Origin of the sequence: Sphingomonas sp. (assembly GCF_019635515.1) — a bacterium.
Classification (GTDB): Bacteria; Pseudomonadota; Alphaproteobacteria; order Sphingomonadales; family Sphingomonadaceae; genus Sphingomonas.
The window spans coordinates 2,396,135-2,422,851 of record NZ_JAHBZI010000001.1 but is presented as its reverse complement, the minus strand read 5'-3'; the positions used below and the strand labels follow the sequence as shown (position 1 = coordinate 2,422,851).

22 protein-coding genes are annotated in these 26,717 nt (G+C 66.1%); 10 read left to right on the top strand and 12 right to left on the bottom strand.

Annotated elements, in window-relative coordinates:
• Nucleotides 1-12 precede the first annotated feature (12 nt).
• The 8 genes from KF730_RS12145 to KF730_RS12110 form a co-directional block, all read right to left on the bottom strand.
• Nucleotides 13-1,134, bottom strand: coding sequence for an SET domain-containing protein-lysine N-methyltransferase (locus KF730_RS12145; protein ID WP_294095595.1), 1,122 nt, complete (start codon nucleotides 1,132-1,134; stop codon nucleotides 13-15).
• Nucleotides 1,135-1,246: 112 nt separating this feature from the next.
• On the bottom strand, nucleotides 1,247-1,978 hold the full coding sequence (locus tag KF730_RS12140) for a 3'(2'),5'-bisphosphate nucleotidase CysQ (protein ID WP_294095591.1): 732 nt from the start codon (nucleotides 1,976-1,978) through the stop codon (nucleotides 1,247-1,249).
• Nucleotides 1,975-3,888, bottom strand: coding sequence for a sulfate adenylyltransferase subunit CysN (gene cysN, locus KF730_RS12135; RefSeq protein WP_294095588.1), 1,914 nt, complete (start codon nucleotides 3,886-3,888; stop codon nucleotides 1,975-1,977). The genes KF730_RS12140 and cysN overlap by 4 nt, the downstream gene beginning before the upstream one ends.
• 436 nt (nucleotides 3,889-4,324) lie before the next feature.
• Nucleotides 4,325-5,248 (bottom strand): sulfate adenylyltransferase subunit CysD, encoded by a 924-nt coding sequence (cysD, locus tag KF730_RS12130; protein ID WP_294095582.1) that lies wholly within the window; start codon nucleotides 5,246-5,248, stop codon nucleotides 4,325-4,327.
• A 47-nt stretch (nucleotides 5,249-5,295) separates the two neighbouring features.
• Nucleotides 5,296-6,423 carry an N-acetylglucosamine-6-phosphate deacetylase gene (nagA, locus tag KF730_RS12125; protein WP_294095579.1) on the bottom strand — a complete coding sequence of 376 codons (1,128 nt, stop codon included), beginning with the start codon at nucleotides 6,421-6,423 and terminating at the stop codon, nucleotides 5,296-5,298.
• Complete coding sequence (locus KF730_RS12120) at nucleotides 6,420-7,433, bottom strand: SIS domain-containing protein (RefSeq protein ID WP_294095576.1); 1,014 nt, start codon at nucleotides 7,431-7,433, stop codon at nucleotides 6,420-6,422. Before KF730_RS12120 ends, nagA begins: the two co-directional genes overlap by 4 nt.
• Nucleotides 7,423-8,301: an N-acetylmuramic acid 6-phosphate etherase gene (locus KF730_RS12115; RefSeq protein WP_294095574.1), complete on the bottom strand. Its 879-nt coding sequence runs from the start codon at nucleotides 8,299-8,301 to the stop codon at nucleotides 7,423-7,425. Before KF730_RS12115 ends, KF730_RS12120 begins: the two co-directional genes overlap by 11 nt.
• Nucleotides 8,301-9,182, bottom strand: a complete 882-nt coding sequence (locus KF730_RS12110) for a BadF/BadG/BcrA/BcrD ATPase family protein (RefSeq protein WP_294095572.1) — start codon at nucleotides 9,180-9,182, stop codon at nucleotides 8,301-8,303. The genes KF730_RS12115 and KF730_RS12110 overlap by 1 nt, the downstream gene beginning before the upstream one ends.
• A gap of 187 nt (nucleotides 9,183-9,369) precedes the next feature.
• Between KF730_RS12110 and rfbA the strand changes: the two genes are divergently transcribed.
• On the top strand, nucleotides 9,370-10,251 hold the full coding sequence (gene rfbA / locus KF730_RS12105; protein WP_294095940.1) for a glucose-1-phosphate thymidylyltransferase RfbA: 882 nt from the start codon (nucleotides 9,370-9,372) through the stop codon (nucleotides 10,249-10,251).
• Nucleotides 10,251-11,336, top strand: a complete 1,086-nt coding sequence (gene rfbB / locus KF730_RS12100; RefSeq protein WP_294095570.1) for a dTDP-glucose 4,6-dehydratase — start codon at nucleotides 10,251-10,253, stop codon at nucleotides 11,334-11,336. Before rfbA ends, rfbB begins: the two co-directional genes overlap by 1 nt.
• Here the strand turns inward: rfbB and KF730_RS12095 are convergent.
• Complete coding sequence (locus KF730_RS12095; RefSeq protein ID WP_294095567.1) at nucleotides 11,301-12,614, bottom strand: UDP-glucose/GDP-mannose dehydrogenase family protein; 1,314 nt, start codon at nucleotides 12,612-12,614, stop codon at nucleotides 11,301-11,303. The genes rfbB and KF730_RS12095 overlap by 36 nt on opposite strands.
• Before the next feature lie 425 nt (nucleotides 12,615-13,039).
• Here KF730_RS12095 and KF730_RS12090 point away from each other — a divergent pair, with 425 nt between their 5' ends.
• The 3 genes from KF730_RS12090 (at nucleotide 13,040) to KF730_RS12080 (ending at nucleotide 17,398) form a co-directional block, all read left to right on the top strand.
• Complete coding sequence (locus tag KF730_RS12090) at nucleotides 13,040-14,491, top strand: bifunctional diguanylate cyclase/phosphodiesterase (RefSeq protein WP_294095563.1); 1,452 nt, start codon at nucleotides 13,040-13,042, stop codon at nucleotides 14,489-14,491.
• Complete coding sequence (locus tag KF730_RS12085; protein WP_294095560.1) at nucleotides 14,491-16,941, top strand: ATP-binding protein; 2,451 nt, start codon at nucleotides 14,491-14,493, stop codon at nucleotides 16,939-16,941. The genes KF730_RS12090 and KF730_RS12085 overlap by 1 nt, the downstream gene beginning before the upstream one ends.
• A 70-nt stretch (nucleotides 16,942-17,011) precedes the next feature.
• Nucleotides 17,012-17,398 carry a response regulator gene (locus KF730_RS12080; protein WP_294095557.1) on the top strand — a complete coding sequence of 129 codons (387 nt, stop codon included), beginning with the start codon at nucleotides 17,012-17,014 and terminating at the stop codon, nucleotides 17,396-17,398.
• 296 nt (nucleotides 17,399-17,694) lie between these two features.
• Here the strand turns inward: KF730_RS12080 and KF730_RS12075 are convergent, their stop codons facing one another.
• Nucleotides 17,695-18,963, bottom strand: coding sequence for an MFS transporter (locus tag KF730_RS12075; protein ID WP_294095554.1), 1,269 nt, complete (start codon nucleotides 18,961-18,963; stop codon nucleotides 17,695-17,697).
• A 121-nt stretch (nucleotides 18,964-19,084) separates the two neighbouring features.
• On the opposite strand from KF730_RS12075, the gene KF730_RS12070 reads away from it, so the two are divergent.
• Nucleotides 19,085-19,660 (top strand): DUF3617 family protein, encoded by a 576-nt coding sequence (locus tag KF730_RS12070; protein ID WP_294095551.1) that lies wholly within the window; start codon nucleotides 19,085-19,087, stop codon nucleotides 19,658-19,660.
• On the opposite strand, the gene KF730_RS12065 is transcribed toward KF730_RS12070, so the two are convergent.
• Together KF730_RS12065 and KF730_RS12060 are read right to left on the bottom strand one after the other, a co-directional pair.
• On the bottom strand, nucleotides 19,657-20,934 hold the full coding sequence (locus KF730_RS12065; protein WP_294095548.1) for a HAMP domain-containing sensor histidine kinase: 1,278 nt from the start codon (nucleotides 20,932-20,934) through the stop codon (nucleotides 19,657-19,659). The two genes, KF730_RS12070 and KF730_RS12065, sit on opposite strands and share 4 nt — an antisense overlap.
• Nucleotides 20,931-21,683 carry a response regulator transcription factor gene (locus KF730_RS12060; RefSeq protein ID WP_294095545.1) on the bottom strand — a complete coding sequence of 251 codons (753 nt, stop codon included), beginning with the start codon at nucleotides 21,681-21,683 and terminating at the stop codon, nucleotides 20,931-20,933. The genes KF730_RS12065 and KF730_RS12060 overlap by 4 nt, the downstream gene beginning before the upstream one ends.
• 258 nt (nucleotides 21,684-21,941) lie before the next feature.
• Here KF730_RS12060 and KF730_RS12055 point away from each other — a divergent pair, with 258 nt between their 5' ends.
• The 4 genes from KF730_RS12055 (at nucleotide 21,942) to KF730_RS12040 (ending at nucleotide 26,679) form a co-directional block, all read left to right on the top strand.
• Nucleotides 21,942-23,957 carry an acyltransferase family protein gene (locus KF730_RS12055; RefSeq protein ID WP_294095543.1) on the top strand — a complete coding sequence of 672 codons (2,016 nt, stop codon included), beginning with the start codon at nucleotides 21,942-21,944 and terminating at the stop codon, nucleotides 23,955-23,957.
• A gap of 101 nt (nucleotides 23,958-24,058) precedes the next feature.
• Nucleotides 24,059-24,265 carry a 30S ribosomal protein S21 gene (rpsU, locus tag KF730_RS12050; protein ID WP_019368605.1) on the top strand — a complete coding sequence of 69 codons (207 nt, stop codon included), beginning with the start codon at nucleotides 24,059-24,061 and terminating at the stop codon, nucleotides 24,263-24,265.
• A 114-nt stretch (nucleotides 24,266-24,379) separates the two neighbouring features.
• A complete protein-coding gene (locus KF730_RS12045; protein WP_294095509.1) occupies nucleotides 24,380-25,003 on the top strand; it encodes an FKBP-type peptidyl-prolyl cis-trans isomerase in 624 nt (207 codons plus the stop codon).
• A 191-nt stretch (nucleotides 25,004-25,194) separates the two neighbouring features.
• Complete coding sequence (locus KF730_RS12040; protein ID WP_294095506.1) at nucleotides 25,195-26,679, top strand: O-antigen ligase family protein; 1,485 nt, start codon at nucleotides 25,195-25,197, stop codon at nucleotides 26,677-26,679.
• The last annotated feature ends 38 nt before the right edge of the window (nucleotides 26,680-26,717 follow it).

Genomic DNA, 26,717 nt, shown 5'->3' with positions numbered 1-26,717 from the left:
TGCTTTCGGCGGCTAGCTCGCCCGCCTTCTGATCACGACATCGTCCTTCCGCCGCAGATAGGGCGCGACCAGATTACGCGAGCGGAAATATTCCTGGCGGTCGGGATCGAGCGCGTCGAAATTGGCAATCACGCGGCGGCATTCCGGCGCGCGGCACTGGCAGATCATGTGCCAGTTCGATTCCTTGAGCGTCGTCGAATAGTCCCAGCTGATCTCTTCGCCCGGCTGGATCGCGCGCACCGCGACAAGAAAGATGCCCTCATCGGTGAAGCGCAGCCCGGCATTGGGCGCGCAGCTGTGATTGACCAAATCATCGATCCGGCCGCTTGGGCCCATATAGTGATCGGGCGTCACCTGGACGAAGCGATCGCCGCCGCCGCGCATCAGGCTGGGCACCTTGTCGGCATGAAAGCGCCGGCCGGTGAACTCGATCAGCATATCGCCCTCGGCGAACGGGACGGCGGCAAACACGGCCTTGCCCAGATGGTTCTCGCCGACAGTGAAGAGATTATTCGAAGGGCGATAGCGATCGAAGAACCGCAGCGCCCCGCGCCGCGCGCCGAACGAGCGCAGCGGGTTGATCGTCGCCAGCCCGATCAGGAACCAGACGCTGGCGTGGCAGAGGAGCTCGACGACGACATAGCCGAGTTCGGCCACGCCGAGCTCGACGCCGCGCACCGCCACGAACAAGGTCGCGAGATCGCCGAAGGTCCACAGGCCCCAGGCCGGCGAACGCTCCCGGGCGCGGTCCGTCCAGACGCTCTGCCATGTCGGCCAGAAGCTGACCGGCACGGCGAGGACGACCAGCATGTGCGCCCAGAATGCTTCGCGGAACACCAGCCACAGCACGAGCGCGGTCATGCTGGCGGCGATACAGAAGGTTTCGGTGGGCGAGGGCGGCGCCCAGGACGAGCGGCTCCAGATGCCGAGCGTGACGACGATACAGGCGACGGCGGAGATCGCGAACACCCAGCCCTGCGGCGCGCCGGGATTGACCGCGGCATAGGTCAAGGCTTCGAGCCCGGTCGCGGCGCTCCAGATCAGCCATGATGCGCGATTGGGCTGGACGAGCTGCTGGCGCAGGCCAAGCAGATAGACCGCATAGCCCGTGAAGCTGAATCCGACCGCCAGCAAAAACCAGATGTCGATGCCCGAAATAAGGCCCTCCCAAACAGGTCATTTACCATGTTCGGATTCACGCGTCTACGCGCGACTCGCGGTGAATCCGCGAGTCGTGGGGAATCATTCAGCCACAGTTAGCGACCGACTCTAAGACGATTTGTGACCATTCGGGGCGGCAGATCAGCAGGTCGGGAATGCTGGTGGCGGGCTGGTTGTAGATAAGCGGCGAGCCGTCGATCCGCGAGCAATGCAGCCCGGCGGCGAGCGCGACCGCGACCGGCGCGCAATTGTCCCATTGATGCTGGCCGCCGGTATGAAGGTAGATCTCGGCCTCGCCGCGCACCACCGCCATCGCCTTTGCGCCGGCCGAGCCCATCGCGATATGCTCGGCGCCGATCCGCGCGCCGACATCGGCGCACAGCGCACTCGGCCGGGTGCGGCTGACCAGCATCCGTGGCGGCACCCGGCCACCGGGAAGGACCGGCGCGGGATCGCTGACCAGGGTGCAACCAAGCCGCGGCACGGCCACCGCGCCCGTCGTCGCGACGCCGTCCACCGCCAGCGCGACATGCACCGCCCAATCGGGCCGGTTCTCGGAGAATTCGCGGGTGCCGTCGAGCGGATCGACGATCCAGACCCGGCGGCGTTCGAGCCGGATCGGATCGTCGGCGGATTCTTCGGACAGGATCGCGTCGTCGGGCCGGGCGGTTTCCAGCCAGGCGAGAATCAGCGCATTGGCCTCGCGATCGCCGCGCGCGCCGTCAGCGCCTTCCTCCTGGATGCGCAGCAGCAGCGCGCCGGCCTCGTCGGCGATCGCTCGGGCGAGTTCGGCATCCGAGAGGAAGTCGGCGCTCAAATCACCGGACTCCACGTGCCCATGATCGTCTCGACGATCCGCTCGGCTGCTTCCTCTGGCGTCTCCCGGGTGGTGTCGACGCGGATTTCGGGAGCAAGCGGCGCTTCAAAGGGCGAGGTGATGCCGGTGAAATGAGCGATCTCGCCGGCGCGTGCCTTTTTGTAGAGTCCCTTCACGTCGCGCGCCTCTGCGGTTTCCAGCGGCGTATCGATGAAGATCTCGAAAAACTCACCCTCGGGCATCATCGCGCGCGCCAACTCGCGCTCGGCGCGGAACGGCGAGATGAAGGCGGTGAGCACGATCAGCCCGGCATCGGTCATCAGCTTGGCGACCTCCGCGACCCGGCGAATATTCTCGACGCGGTCCTGATCGGTGAAGCCGAGATCCTTGTTGAGTCCGTGGCGGATATTGTCGCCGTCGAGCAGGAAGCTGTGCTTGCCCAGCGCATGGAGGCGCTTCTCGACGAGATTGGCGATGGTCGACTTGCCCGAGCCGGAGAGGCCGGTGAACCACAGCAGCCGCGGTTGCTGGCCTTTTTGCGAGGCATGCGCCTCGCGGTTGATCTCGACGGCCTGCCAATGGACGTTCTGGGCGCGGCGCAGCGCGAAATTGAGCATGCCCGCCGCCACGGTGGCGTTGGTCGCCTTGTCGATCAGGATGAAGCCGCCAAGGTCGTGCGAATCCATATAGGGCTCGAACACGATCGCCCGGTCGGTATAGACCTCGGCCACGCCAATATCATTGAGTTGCAGTGTCTTGGCGGACAATTCCGCCATGGTGTTGATGCACACCAGATGCTTGGGCGGCTGGATGGTGGCGGTGACGGTCTGGGTGCCGAGCTTGAGCCAGTAGCCGCGCCCGGGGAGTAGCTCGGTCTGGTCCATCCAGACGATGGTCGCCTGGAACTGGTCGGCGGCTTGCGGCGGGGCGTCGGCGGCGGCGATGACGTCGCCGCGCGAGCAATCCACTTCGTCGGCCAGCGTGATCGTCACGCTCTCGCCGGCGACCGCTTCCTGCCGGTCGCCACCCATCCCGACGATGCGCGCTACACTGGTGGTGCGGCCCGATGGCAGGATCCGCACCCGATCGCCGGGACGAACACTGCCGCTGGCGATCAGCCCGGCGAAGCCGCGAAAGTCGAGATTGGGCCGGTTGACCCATTGCACCGGCAACCGGAACGGCTTGGCTCGATCCTTGTCCACATCGAGCTCGACGCTCTCGAGATGATCGATCAGCGCCGGCCCGGTGAACCACGGCGTGTTTTCGCTAAGCGCGGTAATGTTGTCGCCCTTGAACCCCGAAAGCGGGATCGGGGTGAAATCGGCAATGCCGATGCTGTCGGCAAAGGCGCGATAGTCGGCGACGATCTGCTCGAACACCGCGGAATCGTATCCGACCAGGTCCATCTTGTTCACCGCCAGCACGATGTGGCGGATGCCGAGCAGATGCGCGAGGTACGAATGCCGCTTGGTCTGGGTCAGCACGCCTTTGCGCGCGTCGATCAGGATCACCGCGAGATCGGCGGTCGAGGCGCCGGTGACCATGTTGCGGGTATATTGTTCGTGCCCCGGCGTATCGGCGACGATGAACTTGCGCTTCTCGGTGGCGAAGAAGCGATAGGCGACGTCGATGGTGATGCCCTGCTCGCGCTCGGCGGCGAGGCCATCGACCAGGAGGGCGAAATCGATCTCCTGCCCCTGCGTGCCGACGCGCTTGCTGTCGCTCTCCAGCGCCGAAAGCTGATCCTCGAAGATTTGCTTCGAATCGTAGAGCAGCCGCCCGATCAGCGTCGACTTGCCGTCATCGACCGAGCCGCAGGTGATGAAGCGCAGCAGCGACTTGCTCTGATGGAGCGCGAGATAGGCGGAAATGTCGGACGCGATCAGCGCGTCGGGGCGGTAGCTGGTCATGCGCGTGCGCCCGGTTTCGCGAAGACGTGGTGATCGCGAATGTTGAGGAAGTTTAGTGTTTTCGAGGTGCCTCGTGCCGGCCCGCTGGGGGCGCGGCACGGACACGACAATGACGCGGCAGCTATGCGACACCCGCGCGACACCCGCGCGATACCCGCGCGACGGGCGCGCGACAGGTACGCGACAGGGGCGCGACGATGACGCGACACATTTGCGCCCTTCGAGGATCTGAATCGCTGCCCCATCGGTGAGGGTAGACCAGATGAAATCCTACATTTGAAGCGGTTGTTTTGAAGGCGGTAGCAGAAAGCCATGATGATATCCGTCATCCCGGCGGAAGCCGGGATCTCGTGCGATTGTGTGAGCGCGCTTGTGGCACGAAGCCCCGGCCTGCGCCGGGGTTGACCCTGCGTCACGCTGCGCATGACGTGGCGGGTCAAAAATACCCCTCCTGCTTCTTCTTTTCCATCGACGCCGCCTGATCGTGATCGATGGCGCGGCCCTGCCGTTCCGATGTCGTGGTCAACAGCATCTCACGGATCACTGCTTCGAGCGTGTCCGCCTCGCTCTCCACCGCCCCGGTCAGCGGATAGCAGCCGAGCGTGCGAAAGCGCACCGATCGCTCGACCGGCACTTCGTTCGTGCGCAGCCGGAAGCGATCATCATCGACCATAAGCAGCAGCCCGTCACGCTGCACCGTCGGGCGCGGCGCCGCGAAATAGAGCGGGACGATCTCGATCCCCTCGGCGAGGATGTATTGCCAGATGTCGAGCTCGGTCCAGTTCGAGATCGGGAACACCCGCATGCTCTCGCCCTTGGCTTTCCGCGCATTGTAGAGCCGCCACAGCTCGGGCCGCTGGTTCTTGGGATCCCAGCGATGCGAGGCGGTGCGGAAGCTGAACACGCGCTCCTTGGCCCGCGACTTCTCCTCGTCGCGCCGCGCGCCACCGAACGCCGCATCGAAACCGTGGAGATCGAGCGCCTGTTTGAGGCCCTCGGTCTTCCACATATCGGTGTGCAGCCCGCCATGATCGAACGGATTGATGCCCTGAGCCTCGGCCTCTGGATTCTTGTGGACGAGCAGTTCCATGCCGGCGGCGGCGGCGGCCTTGTCGCGCAGATCGTACATCGCCCGGAATTTCCAGGTCGTATCGACATGGAGCAGCGGGAAGGGCGGCGGGGCGGGGTAGAACGCCTTGCGCGCCAGATGCAGCATCACCGCCGAATCCTTGCCGATCGAATAGAGCATCACCGGGCGCTCAGCCTCGGCGACGACTTCGCGCAGGATATGGATGCTCTCGGCTTCCAACCGCTGGAGATGCGTCAGGCGCAAGAGGGAGGGGGTTTGGCCTTGCAGCATGGCGGCTATCTAGGAAGCGTCGCACGGGGCGGCGATCTAGTAAATGTTTAGGCGCGGATACCGGCGATCCAGCTTGCCTCGATATTCAAATTGCCGTCGGCGAGGAGGAGATTGGCGGACTGGCCCACCGCGATCCCGCCATGGGTCGCGAGGCTGAGGAACGCCGCGGGCGTGGCCGATGCCATCGCCACCGCCGTCTCCAGCGATACGCGGCCCTGATCGATCATCCCGCGCACCGCGCCGGCCATGGTCAGCGTCGATCCGGCGAGCGTGCCGTCCTCGCCAACCAGCCTATCACCCTCGCGGTGGATCGTGCGGCCCTGCAGCTCGAAGCCGGGCGCATCGCTGCCGACGCTCGGCATCGCATCGGTGACCAGCATCAGCCGCTCCGGCCCCTTGGCGGCGAGCGCGATGCGCAAGGATGCGGGGTGGAGGTGATGGCCGTCGGCGATGATCCCGGCGAAGGTGTCGCCGCTCTCCAATGCGGCGCCGACCATCCCTGGCGCGCGCCCGGTCAATTGCGACATGGCGTTGTAGATATGGGTGAAGCCGGTGAGGCCGGCATCGATCGCGGCGCGGACGGTCTCGTAGGGCGCGTCCGAATGCCCGGCCGAGACGATCACGCCCGCGGCCACCAGTTGCCTGATCTGGTCGGGCGTCGCTCGTTCGGGGGCGAGCGTCACCAGCGTCTTGCCGCGCTTGAGCGAGGTCAGCAGCGCGAGATAGTCGTCGCGCAGCGGCTGGAGCTTGCCCTCCGGATGGATGCCCTTGCGCTTGGGGCTGAGGAACGGTCCCTCGATGTGGATGCCGAGGATGCCCGGCACTTGTGCTTCGATCGCCGCGTCCACCGCAGCGATTGCCGCCGCGACGACATCGAGATCGTCGCTGATCAGCGTGGGGAGCATGCCGGTGGTGCCATAGCGGCGGTGCGTTTCGGCGATCACCCGCAGCGTTTCCACGCTTGGATCGTCGTTGAACAGCCGCCCGCCGCCGCCATTGACCTGGGTGTCGATGAAGCCCGGAAGCAGCATCTTGCCGCCAAGATCGACCACCTTCGCATCGGCAGGCGGGGCGGGCAGGGTCGCGGCGATCCGGTCGCCCTCGATCACCACGCAATCCTCGCTGAAGCCGGTGGGCGTCAGCACCCGGCCATTGGTGAGCGCGACGGGGCTCATAGCGTCTCGGTGACCTTGCGCAGGTGCGGCGGATGGTCGGGATCGCGCCCGCGCGCCACCGCCAGCGCGTTGGCGAGGCGGTAGAAGCTCTCGACCAGCAATAGCGGCTGGACCACCGGATGCGCGCCGAGCGACGGCAGGCGGATGCCCGGCGCCGCGCCGATCCCGGCGTGCAGCACGGTCGCGCCGCGGCCGGCGAACTCCGCCGCCAGTTCGGCGACGCTGGCCCGCGCCTCGTCGTCCTGGCCGAGCAGCAGCACCGGAAAGCCCTCGCCGACCAGCGCCATCGGCCCGTGGCGCACCTCGGCGGCGCTGAACGCCTCGGCATGGAAGCCGCAGGTCTCCTTGATCTTGAGCGCGATCTCCTGGGCGATGCCCAGCGCAGGCCCCCGCGCGATGACGTAGAGGTTCCGGGCCTCGGTGAGCGCGGGCAACGCGGCGGACCAGTCCAGCGCCCAAGCGCGGTCGAGCATCTCGGGCAATGCGGCCAACGCCGTTTGCAGCTCCGCATCGTCGCTCCATGCCGCGATCAGCCGCAGGCACATCGCGACGCTGGTCACGAACGATTTTGTCGCGGCGACGCTGCGCTCCGGTCCGGCACAGAGCGGCAGCACATGATCCGCCATCGCCGCCAATGGCGAATCTTCGACATTGACCAGCGCCGCCAGCCGCGCGCCGCCCGCCTGTGCCGCTTCCGCCGCCGCGAGCAGATCGGGGCTCTTCCCCGATTGCGAAATCGCCAGCATCAGCGCGCCGGAATAATCGGGCGCGGCATCGTAGACCGAGGCTGCCGAGGGCGAGACCGAGCTGGTCAGCAGACGGAGGTGCGTCTCGATCAGATAGCGCGCGACGGTCGCGGCATTGTCGGAGCTGCCGCGCCCCAGCGTCACCACGATCCGCGGCGGATCGGCGCGCAATTGCGCGGCCAGATCGGCGACCGGCCCTTGCCGCGCCACCGCCGCGCCGGCTTCGGCGGCCTCGGCAAACATCAGGGTGCTCTCAGGCGTCATCGAGCGCCCGGCGCAGATTATTCCCGCTGCGCGCCAGCAATGCCCTGGCTGCCGGCGCGTCCAGCCCTTTGGCGAGCAGGACGGCCAGCTTGATGTCGTTTTCCGCCGCCGCCAGTGCCGCCGCCGCCGCCGCCGGATCGACCCCGGCGAGATCGCGCACCATCGCCTGACCACGGCTCAGCAACTTGGCGTTCGAGACCTGCATGTTGACCATCAGCCCGCGATGGACGAGCCCGAGCCGGAGCATGATCGCGGTCGAGAGCGTGTTGAGCGCGACCTTCTGCGCGGTGCCGGCCTTCATCCGCGTCGATCCGGCGATGACCTCGCTGCCGGTGTCGGCGAGGATGCCGTGATCGGCCAACGCAAGCAGGGGTGCCCCGGCATTGTTGGAGACGCCGATCGTCAGCGCGCCCGCATCCCGCGCCGCCTCGATCGCCGCCAGCACATAGGGAGTCCGCCCGCTGGCGGCGATCCCGATCAGGACATCGCCGGCGCCGATCTCCGCCGCTTCGACATCGGCGCGGGCGGCGTCGCGATCATCCTCGGCGCCTTCCTGCGTTTTCATCAGCGCCGCCGCGCCGCCCGCCATCAGGAACACCAATCGCGCCTCGGGCCAGCCGAAGGTCGGCGTCAGCTCGACGCCGTCCTGCACGCCGATCCGCCCCGACGTCCCCGCACCCGCATAGGCGATCCGCCCGCCGCCGCGCAGCCGCTCGGCCGCGGCGTCAGTCGCCGCCGCCAGCGCTCCCGCCTGGCTTTTCAGCGCCTCGACCGCTTCGATCTGCGACGCGAGGATCGCCTCGACCGCCGCTTCGGTCGGCCACATGTCGATATCGACATAGCGCGGGTCGATGGTCTCGGTCGTCATCAGCGCCTCGTCGGCACTGCGGATGCCGGCAGCCCGGCGAGCAGCAGGGCGCCGTCGAGCGGATCAGCTTGCGGCGCGATCAATTGTTCGCTGGTCCGTGCGCGCAGCCAGGGCCGGATCCGGCGCGAAAGTCCGCCGGCGAGCGCGCAGCGCTCGGCACCGCGCGCGAAGATCGTCTCGATGAAGCGCTCGATATGCGACGCCGCGTCCTCGACGATCGAGCGGGCGATGGTGTCGCCATTCTCGGCATAGTCCATCACCAAGGGCGCGAAGGCGGCGTATTCGGCAGGCGAGGCCGCATCCATCCACGCGACGACCTGCGCCGTATCGTGCGCGAAATCGGCGGTGATCGCGCGGCTGAGCGCGGTCGGCTCGGTTCGCCCGTCGAGCGCGCGCAGGGCATGGCGCACCGCGCTGAGCCCCAACGCCGCGCCGCTGCCTTCGTCGGAGATCGGGAAGCCATAGCCGCCGATCGTGAAGCTGCGCCCGCCGGCGCTGACCATCGCCACGCTGCCGGTGCCGATGATCAGGGTCGCGCCGTCATGCCCGAGATGCGCGCCGAGATTGGCGATCGCCGCGTCGGTCGCATATTCGGTGGTGGCAAAGGGGAAGGGCAGTTCGGCCAGCGCCTCGCGCACGCCGGTGCGGCCGATGCCGGCGATGCCCATGCCGGCCCGGATCGTCGCCGTCGCCGCTTCGTCGAGACCCGCTTCGGCAGCCGCCGCGCCGGCGACTTCGCTGATCCGGGCATGGACGAGGTCGACGCCGACCCTTGTGTTTGCCGGCCCGCCCTCAGCTTCGCCGAGAATGCGGCCGCTTTCGTCGGCCAGCCTGCCGCGGCAATGGCTGCCGCCCGCGTCGATCCCAAGGAAATATGCCATCGCCGTTCTCTCTAGCGCGAGCGGCACCGGCTGCGCCATGCCCGAGCACAGTGCGGCCTATAGGCCAAGGGTATGGCTTGGCGGTGACGGTAAAGCCTTTCTGAACCATTGCCGGGCAAAGATGCCGGCACGCGCGCTCTTGCGCCTGCCGGGAGGGAAGAAAGTGCCAGTGGTTTCGCCCTCAGGCGTGAAGGGGATCATCCTCGCCGGCGGATCGGGCACGCGCCTCTATCCCGCGACGCTGTCGATCTCGAAGCAATTGCTACCGGTGTTCGACAAGCCGATGATCTATTATCCGCTGTCGGTGCTGATGCTCGCCGGCATCCGCGACATCCTGATCATTTCCACCGAGCGCGACATGCCCGCGTTCCAGGCGCTGCTCGGCACCGGGGCGGCATTCGGGATCAACCTCGACTATGCCGTGCAGCCTGAGCCCGAGGGGCTGGCGCAGGCATTCCTGATCGGCGAGCAATTCCTGGACGGCGGTCCCGCCGCTTTGATCCTTGGCGACAATATCTTCCACGGCGAAGGGCTGGGCGAGAAGGGACGCGCCGCCGCGCGTGCCGCCGCCGGCGGGCAATCGACCGTGTTCGCCTATCAGGTCGACGATCCCGAGCGCTATGGCGTGGTCAGCTTCGACGCCGTCACCGGTCAGGCGACCAGCATCGTCGAAAAGCCCGCGCAGCCGCTATCAAACTGGGCGGTTACCGGCCTGTATTTCTTCGATGCCGACGTATGCAATATCGCCCGCGGCCTCGTGCCCTCGGCGCGGGGCGAGCTTGAGATCACCGACGTCATCGCCGCCTATCTGAACCGCGGCAGCCTCACCGTCGAGCGGATGGGCCGTGGCTATGCCTGGCTCGACACCGGCACGCATGACAGCCTGTTCGACGCCAGCTCGTTCGTTCGCACCATCGAGCACCGCCAGGGCTTCAAGGTCGCCTGCCCCGAGGAGATCGCCTTCGATCTCGGCTATCTCGACGCGGCCAGCCTGCTCGCGCGCGCCGAGCTGTTCGGCAAGACCGATTATGCGCGCTACCTGCGCCGCTGCGTCGAGGCCGCGGCGTGATGCGCACCGTGCTGGTGACCGGGGGCGCGGGCTTTATCGGCTCCGCGGTGTGCCGGCTGCTGGTGGGGCAGGGCCGCCGCGTCATCTGCCTAGACAGCCTCACTTATGCCGGCAATCTCTCGACGCTCGACAGCGTCCTGCATGCCCCCAACTTCCGCTTCGTCCATGCCGATATCGGCGACATCGCCACCGTCGCGGCGCTGCTCCGCGAAGAGAGCGTGGACGGCATCATGCACCTCGCCGCCGAAACCCATGTCGATCGTTCGATCGACAGCCCCGCGGCGTTCGTGGAGACCAATGTCGTCGGCACCGTCCGCCTGCTCGACGCCGCGCTCGATCATTGGCGCGCGCTGCCCGACCCGGCCCGCGCCGGCTTCCGCTTCCATCACGTTTCGACCGACGAAGTGTTCGGCGATCTGCCTCTGGACAGCGGTGTCTTCACCGAAGACACCGCTTACGCGCCATCCTCACCCTATTCGGCGTCGAAGGCGGCATCGGATCACTTCGTCCGCGCCTGGCACGAGACCTATGGCCTGCCGGTGGTGCTCTCGAACTGCTCGAACAATTACGGGCCCTATCACTTCCCCGAGAAGCTGATCCCGCTGACCATCCTGGGCGCCATCCATGGCGAACCGCTGCCGGTCTATGGCAGCGGCGCCAATGTCCGCGACTGGCTCCATGTCGAGGACCATGCCGAGGCGCTGGCGCGGGTGATCGATGGTGGCACGCCTGGCGAGACCTACCTTATCGGCGGGCGCGCGGAACGCTCGAACCTGCTCGTCGTCGAAGCGATCTGCGATCTGATCGACATCCGGCTGGGCTTGCTGGGCGGAAGGCCGCGCCGCGACCTGATCCGCTTCGTCGCCGATCGGCCGGGCCACGACCGCCGCTACGCGATCGATCCGTCGAAGATCGAGCGCGAGCTCGGCTGGCGGCCCGCTCATGATTTCACCACCGGGCTGATCCACACCGTTGACTGGTATCTCACCAATCGCGCCTGGTGGGAGCCGATCCGCGCCAGCCGCTATGCCGGCGAGCGCCTCGGCGTATCAGCCGCGCGGCTTGCCAACGCCAACCAGGGTTAGCCCGGCCTTTTCGGCCTCGGCCGGCGGATAGATGTTGCGCAGATCGACCAGCAGCGGCGACTTGAGCAGGCCTTTGACCCGCTTGAGATCGAGCGCGCGGAATTCGTCCCATTCGGTGACGATCACCAGCGCATCGGCGCCGTCCGCCGCGGCATAGGGACTGTCCGCGAATTCGACGTCGTGCAGCAGCGGCTTGGCCTGCTCGACGCCTTCGGGGTCATAGGCCTTCACCGTCGCGCCGGCATCCTGCAGTGCCGCGATCACCGAGATGCTCGGGGCGTCGCGCATATCGTCGGTATTGGGCTTGAAGGTCAGGCCGAGGATGCCGACGGTCTTGCCCCGGACGTCGCCGCCCATCGCCTTGATGACCTTACGGCCCATCGCGCGCTTGCGGGCATCGTTGACCTGCACGGTCGCTTCGACGATCCGGAGAGGGGTTTCGTTGTCCGCCGCGGTCTTCATCAGCGCCAGCGTATCCTTGGGGAAGCACGAGCCGCCATAGCCGGGACCGGCGTGCAGGAACTTGGCGCCGATGCGGTTGTCCATGCCGATGCCTTTCGACACCTCCTGGACGTCGGCGCCGACCTGCTCGCAGAGATCGGCGATCTCGTTGATGAAGGTGATCTTGACCGCGAGGAAGGCATTGGCGGCGTATTTGATCAGCTCGCTGGTGCGGCGGCCGACGAACAGCAACGGAGCGTTCTGGTTGAGCGACAGCGGGCGATAGATTGCGCGCATCACCTCGCGCGCGGCTTCGTCCTCGGCGCCGACCACCACCCGGTCCGGACGCTTGAAGTCGTCGATCGCCGCGCCTTCGCGCAGGAATTCGGGATTGGAGACGACCATCGCCCCGCTATCCGGCGCGACGCGGCGGACGATGCGCTCGACTTCGTCGCCGGTGCCCACCGGCACGGTCGATTTGGTGACGATCACCGCCGGGCCGGTCAGCGCGCCGGCGATCTCCTCGGCGGCGGCATAGACGTAGGAAAGATCGGCATGGCCGTCGCCGCGGCGGCTCGGCGTGCCGACCGCGATGAAGATCGCATCCGCGCCCTTTACGGCTTCGGCGAGATCGGTGGTGAAGGAAAGGCGGCCGGCCTTGACGTTCGAGGCCACCAGCGTGTCGAGCCCGGGCTCGTAGATCGGCATCACATTCTGATGCAGCAGGTCGATCTTGCGCTGGTCCTTGTCGACGCAGACCACCTCATGGCCGAAGTCGGAGAAGCAGGCGCCAGAGACCAGGCCCACATAGCCGGTGCCGATCATCGCAATACGCAACGAAGAATTCCTCAGAGATAAGTCAAAGCGCGCCCTTAGCGCAGCCAGCCGCCGCGGAAAAGCTGCCGCGCATGCCGCGATGCCGGGAGCCATGGCAATAAAAAAAGCGGCCCGAAGGCCGCTTTCTCGAAAACTATCCGGGCCGGTCAGCGCGGTTTCGGTGGAAACCGCTTCACCGCCGGCCCGGAAGTGGCGATCGGTTCAGAACGGACGAATGTCGTCGCCGCCCGCACCGTCGCGGAAAAGCAGGTTGAACGCGAACATTGATATTCTCCCATCGGTGCGCAGTGATGCGCAGTGGGATAGTTAAAGAAAGTTTAACCAAGAATCAATCAGGATTTCTGCGGAGTTGCGGGCAGATAGGCCCATTTCCGGGGCGCGCTTTTAACCGTTCCTTCAACGGTGACAGGCTAGAGAATGCGGTAATGTCGGCGCCCATCGAGCCCTCGAAGCCCAAGGCCAGGACTGCCTCGCGTGCAGTGAAGGACGGTCTGCAACCTACGGAAATCAGCAAAAAATCCGATGTGATGACACCGGCGGACAAGCCCTGCAAACGCCGTGTCGATGCACCGATGGGCATGCGGATTCCCAAACGTTCTGGGTGGAAACGGGCAAGTGGCGATCGCGGTGCCGACAAGCGCTTCTGGCGAATCCTGAGTCTTTGCGAGATCAGCAATTTCGTCTCGTTGCGCCGTCATCTGGGCCGCGCTCGCGCCGATTCGCTGATTCTCGACGTGGCGGAGCGAATCACCGCCTTGTGCCCCGATGTGCGCATCGTTCCAGCCGGCCGGGCCCTGGTCGAGATCGCTTTCGAACGGGACACGCCTGAGGCCGCCGCGTCGGATATCGACCGGCTGCGCAGGGCGTTCCAGCGCCGGGTCGATCTTGATGGCGAGGCGCACCAGATTCAGGTCCAGTTCGGCGTCGCCGCCGCGCCTGCCAGCGAGCATGACGATGTCCGTCTCGCCGAAGCCGCCGAATCGGCGCTCGATCAGGCGCGCGTCGAGGGCCGGGTGGTGATGCTCGATCTGTCGCGCGTCGATCTCGCCTTCGATAAGCTGACCCTGATGCGCGAACTGCCCCGCGCGATCGCCAATGGCGAGATGTTCCTGCAATACCAGCCCAAGGTTCATGTCCGCCGCCAGCAGATCGCCAGCGCCGAAGCGCTGGTCCGCTGGCAGCATCCGGTCCGCGGCCTGATCCTGCCGGGTGATTTCATCTCGGTGGCGGAACAGGCCGGCGAGATTTGCGCGCTGACCCTGTGGACATTGCGCCAGGTGATCGAGGATCAGAAGCGCCTCGCCGCCGCCGGGCATGATCTGACCCTGTTCCTCAACATCTCGGGCATGCTGCTCGCCGACGGCAATTTCGTCGCCGAAGCCTGCGATATCGTTCGCTCGACCGACGCGAAGCTTGGCTTCGAGATCACCGAGACCGCGGTGATCCGCGATCCCGACAGCGCGATCCGCCATCTCCAGACCTTCGCCGATATCGGGGTTCAACTCGCGATCGACGATTATGGCGCCGGGCTGTCCTCGCTCGCCTATCTCAAACAGCTTCCGGCCAGCGAGCTCAAGATCGACAAGATGTTCGTGCTCCAGCTGACATCAAGCAATCGCGATCCGCTGATCGTTCGCTCGACGATCGATCTGGCGCATGCGCTCGATATGGAAGTCACCGCCGAAGGCGTCGAAACCCCGTCGGCGCTGGCGCTGCTCAGCGTGATGGGCTGCGACATGGTCCAGGGCTATCTCATCTCGCGGCCGATCGGCTTCGATGCCTTCCGCAAGTTCCTTGACGACGACGCGCACAAGGGTTCGATCGGCGGACCACCGACATCGTTTTTCCGGCCCGAGAGCTTCTGGAAGCGCGCCTGATGCGCATCCCGCGACTATTATTCGCTTTGCTGCTGGCCGTGATCGCGAGCGTTCCCGCGCATGCCGCCGAGCCGCCCTTCCCGGCGCCGGTCGAAGCAGCGTTCAAACGTGCCAAGCAGAGCATGATGTCCGATCCGGACGGAACGCTGCGCGAAATCGCTGCGGCCGAGGCGCTTGCCCAGCGGATCGGCGATACGCGCCAGCGCACGCTGGCGCTCGCCACCGCGCATTGGCTCGCGGCGGAAGCGCATTTGCGCAGTAACGCGCCGGACAAGGCCGGACCGATGCTGGCCGAGGCATTGCGGATGATCCAGTCAGTGCGCGAGCCTATCAAGCTCCGCGGCGATCTACTGATGTCGCAGGGTGCCTATTTCATGCAAAGCGACAAGGCCGCGCAGGCACTCAAGAATTTTCAGGACGCGTTCGAGGTTTTCAACAAGGCCGGAGAGCCGCGCAGCCAGGCAATCGCCCTTCAAAATATCGCGCTGCTCTATTCGGCGGCCAACGACAACGACAGTGCCGAAAAATATTTCAAGCGGGCCGCAGGGGCGTATTCGGGCGATCCGGCGCTGTCGGTTTCGCTGCACAATAATCGCGGCAACGTGCTAATGGTGTTGGAGCGCTATTCTGAAGCCGAGGCCGAATATAATGCGGGACTCGCGCTAGTCCGATCGATGGACAATCCTTTGCTCGAGGCGCGGGTGCTCGGCAATCTCGCCCGCAACCAAGTCGAAGCGCGCAAGTTCACCGCCGCCCAAGCAACGCTTAGTCGCGGGTTCGCGCTGACCAAGGGGGTCGGTGCATCGGCGATGCGACGCCATCTACTCGCCACCGCCGCGCGTCTTGCCGCCGATCAGGGCGATCTGGCGCGCGCGCGCCGCTTGATCGACGAATGCTTCGCGGGGCTGGATCTGAAGGATACGGGCGTCGAACTGCGCACCGCGCACCTCTACGCTTACCGAATATATCGCGAGATTGGCGACTTGCGCACTGCGCTGACCCATATGGAGGCGCTACGCCGTCTAAACGACGAAGCCGCCAAGGTGGCTACCACTACCAGCGCCGCGCTGAGCGCCGCGAAGTTCGATTTTCAGGGCAAGGAGCTCGAGATCGAAAAGCTAAACAGCGAACAGTTGCGCAAGACGGCCCAGTTCCAGCGCACATTGTTTCTTAGCATCGGCCTTGCCACGCTGATCGTCATTGCCGCCCTCGCCTGGGGCTTGCTCACCATGCGTCGCAGCCGCAACAAGGTCGCCGCCGCCAATATCGAACTCGGCGAAAGCAACGCCGCGCTCGAAAAGGCGCTCAAGGCCAAGACCGAGTTCCTCGCGACCACCAGCCACGAGATCCGCACCCCGCTCAACGGCATTCTCGGCATGACGCAGGTCATGCTCTCCGATCCCAAACTCGATCCGCAGACGCGCGACCGTATAGGCATCGCCCATAGCGCCGGCGTGACGATGCGCGCGCTGGTCGACGACATTCTCGATGTCGCCAAGATCGAAACCGGCAACCTGACCGTCGAGACGACGCCGATGGACCTCCGCGCGATGCTCCAGGACGTCACGCGGATGTGGCAGGAGCAGGCGGTGGCCAAGGGCCTCGCCTTCCGCCTCGAACTGACCCATGCGCCATGCTGGATCATGAGCGACGCCGGGCGTCTGCGCCAGATCGTCTTCAACCTGCTGTCGAACGCGATCAAGTTCACCGAGAAGGGCGCGGTCACCGTCCGCGCGATCGACGAGGGCGAGGGCGCCGCGCGCCGCCTCAAGCTGGTCATCGCCGATACCGGCATCGGCATCCCCGCCGACAAGTTCGACGACATTTTCGAAAGCTTCCGCCAGGTCGATACCAGCACCACCCGCAAGTTTGGCGGCACCGGCCTCGGCCTCACCATCTGCCGTAATCTCGCCCAGGCGCTGGGCGGTGACATCCATGTCGAGAGCAATGAAGGGCAGGGATCGCGCTTCATCGTCGATCTGCCGCTGGTCCCCGCCGAGGCGCCCGCAGCCGTCGAAGGCCCGGGCGCGGCCACCGGCAATTCGATGCTGATCCTCGACCGAAATCCGATCGCGCGCTCGATGCTCAAGACCCTGTTCGAGCCGCGCGTCGCGACGCTGCGTTTCGCCGCCAGCCCCGAAGAGGCGCGGATCATGCTGGGCGACGGCGGTGTCACCCACCTGTTGATCGACGAAGCCACCGCCAAGGCCGGCGAGGACGAGGTGATGGCGACGATCCAGATGCTGGCGGCCGCCGCGGGCGATGCCGCGATCACCGTGCTCTGGCTCAAGCCCGAGGATGAAACCAAGTCTCAGTTGTTCGCGGCAGGTGCCGGGCAAATTGTCGAAAAGCCGGTCGCGGGCGCGGCGTTGATCGAAGCCGTCACGCCGCGGGCGGAAGAAAAATCACCCCCGTCCGATACGGACCGTCTTGCCACCCGTGCGGCGTAGGGCGATAGCACACCTATATGATAGACACGGTCGCCCTCGATATGCTCCCGATCCGCAACGGCGGACGCGCATGAACATCCTCTTCATCGAAGACGATCCGATGAACCGCCGGGTCGTGAAGGACATGCTCGACGTGGCCGGCGCGACCATGGCCGAGGCCGCCTGGGCCGAAGAGGGCCTGGCGATGCTCGACGAGGATACGTTCGATGTGATCCTCGTCGATCTGCGCATGCCCGGCACCGACGGTTTCGAGACGATCCGCCGGATCCGCGCCCGTGGTGACGCCAAGGGCGAGCTGCCGATCATCGTGGTGACTGCCGAGACCGCGCCCGATCTGCGCGATCGCTGCCTGGCGATCGGTGCCGACGACGTGCTGTTCAAGCCGGTCGCGATGGATTCGCTGTTCGATTCGATCGGCCGCGTATTGGCGATCCGCGGTGGCGGGATGATGCTTTAGCGGCCGATTTACGGCGTCAACGCGGCTTCTGCCCGCGCATTAGCTCAAGCTGCTTTGCGCGCGGATCTCCGGCTTGCCTCAACTTGCGCCAATAGGCGCGGCGGCGATGCCAGACCAAGAAAGCCGCGCCTATAACAAATAGAGCGCTGAAAATAACGTAGAGTAACGTCGATCTGACAACGGGGTCGTGCATAAACCTCTAGAACGTTAGAAAAATGGCCGGCTCGGCCGGTTGCTGGATGAAAGCCTTCTCCAAATTCGAAAGCGGGATGCAAGGCGGTTTTGGCGTAAACGTCCTAATCTTCGAGTATTTTTGAATGCTTGGCGGTGTCGCGCATCCATAGATAGGTCACCAGCGAGATGGCGATCATCGCCGTCACGTACCAGTAGAAGCCGCGCTCCCAGCCGCTGTCCTTGAACTTCAGCGCCACCGCGCTGGCCGTGCCGCCGAACGCGGCATTGGCGATGGCATAGGGCAGGGCGACGCCGAGGGTGCGGATATGCGCGGGGAACAATTCGGCCTTCACCACCGCGTTTATCGAAGTGTAGCCGGTGACGATCACCAACGCCGCGGTCATTAGCAGGAATGCGGTCAGCCCGTCGCGGGTCTGCTCCAGCGTCACGAAGATCGGATAGGTGAACAGCACGCCGAGCACCCCGAACCCCGCCATCAGCGGCTTGCGTCCGATCCTGTCGGACAGGGCGCCCGCAAGCGGCTGGATCGCCATGAACACGAACAGGGCGGCGGCGTTGATCTGGGTCGCGGCGGCGTCGGAGAAGCCCGCGGTCTTCTTCAGGAACGCGATCGGGTAGATCGTATAGGCATAGAATGCGAGCGTGCCGCCCGCGGTCAGCAGCATCACCAGCGCCGCTTCCTTTGGATGCTCGGTGAGAAGTGCGAAAAAGCCGGTTTTGCGCTCCTCGCGCTTGGCGAAGCTCTCGGTCTCGGGCAGCCGCCGCCGCAGCCAATAGACGACCACCGCCAGCACCCCGCCGACCGCGAACGGGATCCGCCAGCCCCATTGCTTGAGCGCGCTCTCGGGCATCGCCGCCTGGAGCAGCATCACCACCAGCAGCGCGACCAGCTGCCCGGAAATCAGCGTCACATATTGGAAGCTGGAAAAGAAGCCGCGATGCTTCTTGCCCGCCATTTCCGAGAGATAGGTCGCGCTCGCGCCATATTCGCCGCCGAGCGACAGGCCCTGCAGCAGCCGCGCCGCGATCAGCGACACCGTTGCCGCCCAGCCGATCTCGGAAAAGCTCGGCGTCACCGCGATCACCATCGAGCCCAAGCACATCAGGGTGACCGACAGCGTCAGCCCGGCCTTGCGCCCCTTGCGATCGCCATAGACCCCCATCAGCCAGCCGCCGATCGGGCGCATGAAGAAACCGATCGCAAAGACGATCCACGCGCTCAGATCCTGCGCCGATCCGGGGGCGAAATAATGCGGCGCCAGATAGCTGGCCAGCGCCGCATAGGCGTACCAGTCATACCATTCGACCAGATTGCCCGCCGATCCCCCCAGGATCGAACGGACGCGGTTGCGCGGGGGCGGGCTCTCCATATCCGCGACTATAACGCGGAGCCGGGCGACGGAAAGTCCGCGCGGGAGCCGTCGCCGCGTCATGTTGCATTGCCTCCGGCTTTCGGCTTGAGGTGGCGCCGGATTTGAAGAGGTGAAGCCGATGCGCGCGTATTTCCTGGTTGCCGCCCTCGCGCTGGCGGGATGCCAGTCCGCCGACGAAAGGCGCGCGGCGGAAACCGGCGAGGTCCAGATCACCAACGCCTCGATGAACGATGTCACGCGCCTTACCAAGGCGGCGCGCCCCAAGACGCTGATGCAGCCGGGCGAGTGGCGGACCGCGCTGCATGTCGTTGCGGCCGATCTCTCGGCGATTCCCGAAGGGCCCGCGCGCGATCGCCAGATGGCGGCCATCAAGGAGCAGGAGCGCAACGCGCAGAAGTGCGCCACCGCCGACGATCTCAAGCCGCTCAACATCGACAATCTCGAGCAGGTCACTGGCGCCAGTTGCACCTTCCCGCATTATATCCAGGCGGGCGGCAAGCTCGACGCCGAGATCCATTGCGGCGATGGCGCGAACCGGACCGTGCTGGTCGCCACGGGCACGCTGTCGCAGACCCGCTATGACGTGACGATCCAGCAGACCACCGGCGCCAAAGGTGCCGCCAATTATCTCGGCCTCACGCTTCGGGCCGAGGGCGAGCGCACCGGCAATTGCGTGGCCAAGCCGAAGAATTAGCCGAGCGGCAGCCTTACCCGCACGCGTCCGCCGCCCCCGGCGCGGGTCTCCAGCCGCACCTCGCCGCCATGCGCCTCGGCGATCGAGCGGACGATGGCGAGGCCCAGCCCGGTGCCCCCCGTCGCCCGGTTGCGCGAGGTCTCGCCGCGCACGAACGGCGCGAACAGGCTCTCGGCCCTGTCCGGATCGAAGCCCGGCCCGGCATCGTCGACGGTGACTTCCGCCCAGCCGCCGTCCGCGCGCCAGCCGAGCGTCGCCCGCTCGCCATAGCGCACGGCGTTCTCGACCAGGTTCGTGAACAGTCGCCTGAGCGCCGCCGAATCGCCGCGCAGCACGACCCTCGGCCCGGCTTCCGCGCTGACGGGTGCGCCCGCCGCCGCAAGATCGTCGACCAGGCTCTCGATCAGGCTGCCCAGATCGAGCCGGGTCGGCGATGCCGGCGCGCTCTCGTCGCGCGCCAGCGCCAGCGCCGCGCTCAGCATCGCCCGCATCTCGTCGATATCGGCGGCGGCGCGCGCGCGCGCTTCGTCGGGCAATTGCTCGATCCAGAAAGCGACGCGCGACAATGGCGTGCCGAGATCATGCGCGATCGCGCCCAGCATCACCGTGCGCCCCTCGGCCTGCTGGAGGATGCGGGCCTGCATCGCGCCGATCGCCTCGGCGAGTTCGCGCACCTCAAGGGGCCCATCGGTGGGGATCGCCTCGCGTACGCCCGGCCGCGCGCGCTTCGCGGCCTCGGCCAGCCGCTGGATCGGCAGCGAGATGCGCCGCGCGATCCACCATGCCGCCGCGCCCAGCACGATCAGCACGCCGAGCATCGCGAACAGGGTGACGATGTGCCAGCTGGTCAAGACCCGCGGCGGCGCGGTCTCGGCGATCCGCCATCCGCCTGGCACGCGCCAGCCGACGGTGAAAGGGCCGCGTATCTCGTCGTTGGTCCGCTGCATCTCGGAGGTATAGACCATGATCTGCGTGGGTGGCGTCCGCAGCAGCCTGGCCAGTGCGATCACCATCGGGTGTCCCGGCGGCTCCAGCCGCTCGGGCCCGCGCGGCTCCGGCTGGCCGGCGCGGGTGACGATCCGCAGGCCCTGCTCGTTGCCGGGCGGCGGCGTTGAATGTTCCAGCGCCACTGCCAGCTTGGTCAGTTGCAGCGGCGCCGGGCGGGGCGGGGGGCCTTTGAAGGTGACGCTGAACAGCGCCAGCGCCGCCGCCAGCACCGAACCGGTCACCAGCAGGAAGATCGACACCGCGATCGAGCGCGGCTGGGCGCTCATTTCCGGGTCACTTCCGCGGCGAACATATAGCCTTCGTTGCGGATCGTGCGGATCAGCTCCTCGCTGCCCGGACGCTGCATCTTCTTGCGCAGCCGGCTCATCTGCACGTCGATGGCGCGGTCGAAATGATCGGCCAGCGGCCCGCGCGAGGCATCGAGCAGGGTATCGCGGGTCAGCACCCGGCGCGGCCGTTCGACCATCGCCAGCAGCAGCCGGAATTCGCCGTCGGAGAGGTTGATCAGCACGTCGTCGGGGTCGAACAACTGCCGCCCGACCGGATCGAGCCGCCAGCCGGAAAAGCGCAGGAAGCTGCGCTCGGGCGCCTTCGCGGACGCGGTGCCACTCCCCGCCCGGCGCAGCACCGAGCGGATCCGCGCCAGCAGCTCGCGGGGATTGGCGGGCTTGGCGACATAATCGTCCGCGCCCATCTCCAGTCCGACGATCCGGTCGATATCCTCGCCGATCACCGAATGCAGGATCACCGCGGGCCCAGCCGCGCGGTCCATAGAGCGCAGGATCGAGAGCCCGTCCTCGCCCGGCATCATCACGTCGAGCACGACCAGCGCATATTCGGCCCCGGACTCACTGGCCCTTTCCATCGCCGCGCGCATCTCCGCTCCGCCGGCGGCGGTATCGACGACATAGCCGTGCTGCGACAGGAACGCGGCAGTCAGCTCGCGGATTCCGGGGTCGTCGTCGACGATCAACAGGCGGGTTTCCAGGTTCAAGACGTAGGCTGGCTTGCTCATTGGGGCGGGGTGCAGCGCTAACCTATCGGGGGCGTTGCAGCGCTGCAATCTGGTGTAATGCGGACGCGGTGTGGCCTAGCGGCAACAATGCCGTGCCGGTTTGCCCATCGCCCGGCGCTCATGGTCTTCGCACGCTGCTTGACCTTTGCGCGTCGCTACGCTCCTGTACCGGCCCCGCCCGCCATGGCTTCCGGATTCTTTCCGGCTCGGTCCACCGACGCTTTCCGACAGGTCGATCATGCTGCACGCTTTTCCCCGGTGCCATTTGCGGTGACGCTGGAAGGACTCAATCCGCATTCGGCGCATTACCGGCCCGAAATCGATGGCCTCCGCGCTGTTGCGGTGGTTTCAGTAATGCTGTTCCACGCCGGCATTGCCGGCTTTGGCGGCGGTTTTACCGGGGTCGATATCTTCTATGTGATCAGCGGTTATCTGATCACCGGCATCATCCTGCGCGAAACCGCACAGGGCGGCTTCACTTTGTCGGGCTTCTATGTCCGCCGCGCACGGCGCATCCTGCCGGCTCTGTTCACGGTAATGTTCGCCAGCTTTGCCGCGGCGTGGGTGGTGCTGTTCCCCGATGCGATGGACCGGTTCGGCCAGAGCCTGCTGGCATCGCTGGCATTTGGCGCAAACTTCTTTTTCTGGCGCGCCAGCGACGATTATTTCGCGCCGACCGGCGATCTTGATCCGCTGCTGCACCTGTGGAGCCTGTCGGTAGAAGAGCAATTCTATCTTTTCTATCCGTTGATGCTGGTCCTGCTCGTCCGCCGCCTGCCGCGGCTGTTGTTGCCGCTGCTTGCGCTTGGGCTATTCGGCTCCTTCGCACTCAGCGAGGTGCTGAGCCACGCGCGCGCCGGCATCAACTTCTATATGCTGCCAACCCGTGGCTGGGAGCTTCTGGCCGGTGCGCTGCTTGCGGTCGGCGAAGGGCGCGGACCGCTTGGCGCGGCGCTGCCGCGACGGCTGCGCGAGGCGGGCGGCCTCATCGGATTGCTGGCGGTGCTGGCGCCGATGGTCATGATCGATCGGCTGGTGCCGTTTCCCGGCGTCTTTGCTCTTCCCACCGTATCGGGCACCATGCTGCTGATCACCTTTGCCCGGCCGGATACGCTGGCCGGGCGGCTGCTGGCTTCGCGACCGGCGGTGGCGATCGGCCTGCTCTCGTACAGCGCCTATCTGTGGCACCAGCCCTTGCTCGCCTTTAGCCGCGCTGCGGTGACGACTGCGATAGGGATGCCCGCGGCGCTGGCATTGCTGCTTCTGGCGTTTGTTCTGGCGGCGCTGACGTGGCGCTTTGTCGAGCGCCCGTTTCGCGGCAGACGGGCGATGGCGCCACACCGCGCGCTGCTGCTGGGCGGCCCGGCGGCGCTGCTGCTCGCCGGCGCGGGATTGGCGGCGTGGCGGACGCATGGCCTGCCGCAGCGCTATTCGGCCGAAACCCTGGCGCTGACCCAGCAGGGCCAGCGCTACAAGGACGAAAATCTGCCATGCTTCTTCTCGGGCAATCCCAAGCCGCTGGATCAGGCATGCAAGCTCGGGGCGTCGGGCCCGGTGACGGTGGCGATCATCGGCGATTCGCATGCGTCGGCCATCGCGCCGGCCTTTGTCCCCGAACTGGACCGCCGGCAGCAGCGCGCTGCAACCTTCATCTGGGCGGGCTGTCCGCCCAGCCTGCGCCGCGACGGGATGAGCGCGCAGCGGCAGAACTGCCCGCCCTTTTACGAGAGCGTGTTCAGCTATCTGCGCGCGCACAAGGAGATCGGCACCGTCGTGTTCGCCGCACGCTGGACGCTCTATATGGAGCATACCACGTTCGATAATGGCGAAGGTGGCTGGGAGACGATGGACCCGGAAAGCCCGGCGACCCCGGCGGGGCAGCGGGCGCTGGCGGAAACCTTTCGCGAAGCGGTGCGGGCGATGCTTGCCGCGGGCAAGCGGGTGGTGCTGGTCTATCCGGTGCCGGAAGCGGGCTGGAACGTGCCGAACTATCTCGTCTGGACCCGCCGCTACGGCTTCTGGGTTGATCTGCCCACCACCAGCCATGCCCGCTTCGTCGAGCGTAATCGTCGGGTTTATGCGGCATTCGATGCGCTTGGCACGCCGCCGGGCCTGGTCCGGGTCTATCCCGAACATGCGCTGTGTCCGCCATCTGCTGGTGGGCGCTGTCTGCTCGTCCAGGATGGCTGGCCGCTTTATTATGATGATGATCATCTGAACCGCCAGGGCGCGCGCTTTGCACTTCCCGATCTGCGCGCGGCACTCGGCCCTTGAAAAATAGGGAATCGGCTGATAGGTGCCCGCCATTCCGCGCCGCAGCCCATGCTCCGGCGATCCCTATTCTATCGTTTTGATGCGCGAGGCTTTTTTACAACATGCAAATCATCGTACGTGACAATAATGTCGATCAGGCGCTCCGTGCGCTCAAGAAGAAGCTGCAGCGCGAGGGCGTGTATCGCGAGATGAAGCTTCGCCGTCACTACGAGAAGCCCAGCGAAAAGCGTGCGCGCGAGCGCGCCGCGGCCGTGCGCCGTGCCCGCAAACTCGAGCGCAAGCGCGTCGAGCGCGACAGCGCCCGGTAATTTCTTGCTGGATCGGGCGATTTTATTGCCCGATTTGCGTGGAAACTGTGAAGCTAAGCGGCGGAACGCCGGTTTGCGCCTCCGGCAAGATGCCGGGCCAGGGAAAGTGACACCATGTCGTCCGTGACCGCCGTTCCGCTCCAACCCGTCAAGCGCAGCCACAAGATCTGGCTGTGGCTTGGCATCATTGTCGCTATCGCTCTGGCGGTGGCGCTCGCCTGGTGCGGCACCCGCGCCGCAGCTGCCACCAAGCTGCCGAACGATCAGTGGCTGGCCTGGCACAAGGGTCAGTCGGGCATCAAGACGACGACATCGGGTCTGCAATATCAGGTGATCAAGGCCGGTGATGGGCCGACCGCCGCCGATCAGGACGGCGTGGTCCTTGCCATTCACGGCACGCTGCGCGACGGCACCGAGTTCCAGCCGGCGGCGCCGATGCGCTTCCAGGTCGGCCAGCCGATGATTCCCGGCTTCATCGAAGGCGTGAAGCTGATGAACAAGGGTTCGAAGTACCGTTTCTGGCTGCCGCCGAGCCTGGGCTATGGCGCAGAGCCGGGCGCGCAGGGTCCCGGCGCCGAACTCGCCGACAAGGTGCTGATCTTCGACGTCGACATGAGCGATCTCGTCCCCGCCGCTGTCATCCAGCAGATGATGATGCAGCAGATGATGCAGAATGGCGGTCCGCAGGGTCAGGGCGGCGCACCGGGCGGCCCCGAAGGCATTGCGCCGCAGCAATAAGCCATATGGCGGAATGCGTGTTATAGGCGCGCGTCTTCCGGCAATCGGTTCCTGCGGGCGCCGAACTTGGACCCTGGCCGGTAGCGCCGACAATATGCCGCGCTGCGGCGAGCCGTGCCACGAAGACCTTGCGCGGGGGGGGGGCGTCATGGTGAATGGGCCAAACGAATCCGGGGGCGGGACGCAGTAGCATGGAGAATATTCGACGGCCCGCCGCGCACGGTGCGTTAGGTATCGGCGGGGACGCTCGGGCGACATTCTTCGCGCTTGCTTCGCTGCTCGTCCTCGTCTTTTTCATGGGCGGCGGCGCGCGCAGCGACATCATCTCGCTGGTGATTCTCCGCCCGGTCGCGATCTTGCTGCTGGGCTATGGCCTGTGGACGCTGCGCTGGGAGCGCGTGCGGGCCTATCGCTACCTGTTCATGATCGCGGCGGCGATGGTCGTGGTTACCTTGTTACAGCTGGTGCCGTTGCCGCCGGCGCTGTGGAGCATGCTGCCTGGGCACGGCTTCATCGCCGAGATCGATCGTGCCGCCGGCCTTGGCCCGGTGTGGCGTCCGCTCAACGTCGCTCCCCCAGATGGCTGGAACAGCTTTTTCGCGATGCTGGTGCCGCTCACATTTCTGGTGCTCGGCGCGCAGATCCCGACCGAGCAGCGCAGCAAGCTGGTTCCGGTGATGGTCGTGCTGGCGCTGGTCAGCGCGGTACTGGCGCTGCTCCAGATCGTCGGCCCGCCCGACGGCCCCCTTTATTTCTATCGGGTCACCAACAGCGGCTCGGCGGTTGGCCTGTTCGCCAATCGCAACCATCAGGCGGTGCTGCTTGCGGCGACGTTTCCGCTGCTGGCGGTGTTCGCGTCGATGCCGCGCAACCCCAGGGATTATATCGCTCGGCGCGTATTGGCGCTTGGCGCCGGCATGTTTCTGATCCCGCTGATCTTTATCACCGGCTCGCGGGCCGGCTTGCTGGTCGGGATCGTCGGGATCGCGTCGGTGCTGCTACTGTATCGCCCCGGTGTCGCCGAAGCGGTAGCGCCGCGCGATGCCGGCCATGGCAAGGCGCGGCGGTCGGGCGGGCCGGTGGGGCTTACGCGATCATGGCGGCAATGGGCGATCGGCGGCGGGGTCGCGGTGCTCGGCCTTGCGCTCAGCGTGGTGACGATCGTCCTTGGCCGCGGCGAGGCGTTTCAGCGCATTCTTGAACAGGACAGCGAGAACGAGACGCGCTTCAAGGCATGGACGGTTATCGTCCGGCTGGTCGGCGACTATTTTCCGTTCGGCAGTGGCATGGGGTCGTTCGTCGAGGTCTTCGAAACGGCCGAACCGCGAGAATTGCTTGACGCCACCTATCTCAACCATGCCCATAATGACTGGTTGGAAGTGCTGCTGACCGGTGGCCTTGCCGGCATGGCACTGCTGCTTTTCGCATGCGTGCTAGTGGCGGTGCGGGCGTTTCGCCTGTTGCCGCGCGGCAAGGCGGTCGACAAACCTGTGCTATTTTCGCGCCTTGGTCTTGTGCTGGTCCTGCAGTTCGCTATCGCCAGCCTTGGGGATTATCCGCTAAGGACGCCTGCGCTGGGTTCGCTATTCGTGCTCGCAGCGCTTTGGGCTGCGACGCCGCTGCGGGGTGGGGGCGATTTGTTGACGCGCGGGAAGACTTCGCGCATGGCGAAATAAACTGATTTCAAAGGTTATTTTGATGTTGCAACGTCTGG

Coding starts and splice junctions, on each gene's coding strand:
- KF730_RS12085 (WP_294095560.1), top strand. CDS start 14,491: ATGCGCATCCCGCGACTATTATTCGCTTTGCTGCTGGCCGTGATCGCG.
- KF730_RS12045 (WP_294095509.1), top strand. CDS start 24,380: ATGTCGTCCGTGACCGCCGTTCCGCTCCAACCCGTCAAGCGCAGCCAC.
- KF730_RS12075 (WP_294095554.1), bottom strand. CDS start 18,963: ATGGAGAGCCCGCCCCCGCGCAACCGCGTCCGTTCGATCCTGGGGGGA.
- cysD (WP_294095582.1), bottom strand. CDS start 5,248: ATGCTGCAAGGCCAAACCCCCTCCCTCTTGCGCCTGACGCATCTCCAG.
- rpsU (WP_019368605.1), top strand. CDS start 24,059: ATGCAAATCATCGTACGTGACAATAATGTCGATCAGGCGCTCCGTGCG.
- KF730_RS12070 (WP_294095551.1), top strand. CDS start 19,085: ATGCGCGCGTATTTCCTGGTTGCCGCCCTCGCGCTGGCGGGATGCCAG.
- KF730_RS12040 (WP_294095506.1), top strand. CDS start 25,195: ATGGAGAATATTCGACGGCCCGCCGCGCACGGTGCGTTAGGTATCGGC.
- KF730_RS12080 (WP_294095557.1), top strand. CDS start 17,012: ATGAACATCCTCTTCATCGAAGACGATCCGATGAACCGCCGGGTCGTG.
- KF730_RS12090 (WP_294095563.1), top strand. CDS start 13,040: ATGTCGGCGCCCATCGAGCCCTCGAAGCCCAAGGCCAGGACTGCCTCG.
- KF730_RS12060 (WP_294095545.1), bottom strand. CDS start 21,683: ATGAGCAAGCCAGCCTACGTCTTGAACCTGGAAACCCGCCTGTTGATC.
- nagA (WP_294095579.1), bottom strand. CDS start 6,423: ATGAGCCCCGTCGCGCTCACCAATGGCCGGGTGCTGACGCCCACCGGC.
- KF730_RS12065 (WP_294095548.1), bottom strand. CDS start 20,934: ATGAGCGCCCAGCCGCGCTCGATCGCGGTGTCGATCTTCCTGCTGGTG.
- KF730_RS12120 (WP_294095576.1), bottom strand. CDS start 7,433: ATGACGCCTGAGAGCACCCTGATGTTTGCCGAGGCCGCCGAAGCCGGC.
- KF730_RS12115 (WP_294095574.1), bottom strand. CDS start 8,301: ATGACGACCGAGACCATCGACCCGCGCTATGTCGATATCGACATGTGG.
- cysN (WP_294095588.1), bottom strand. CDS start 3,888: ATGACCAGCTACCGCCCCGACGCGCTGATCGCGTCCGACATTTCCGCC.
- KF730_RS12110 (WP_294095572.1), bottom strand. CDS start 9,182: ATGGCATATTTCCTTGGGATCGACGCGGGCGGCAGCCATTGCCGCGGC.
- rfbB (WP_294095570.1), top strand. CDS start 10,251: ATGCGCACCGTGCTGGTGACCGGGGGCGCGGGCTTTATCGGCTCCGCG.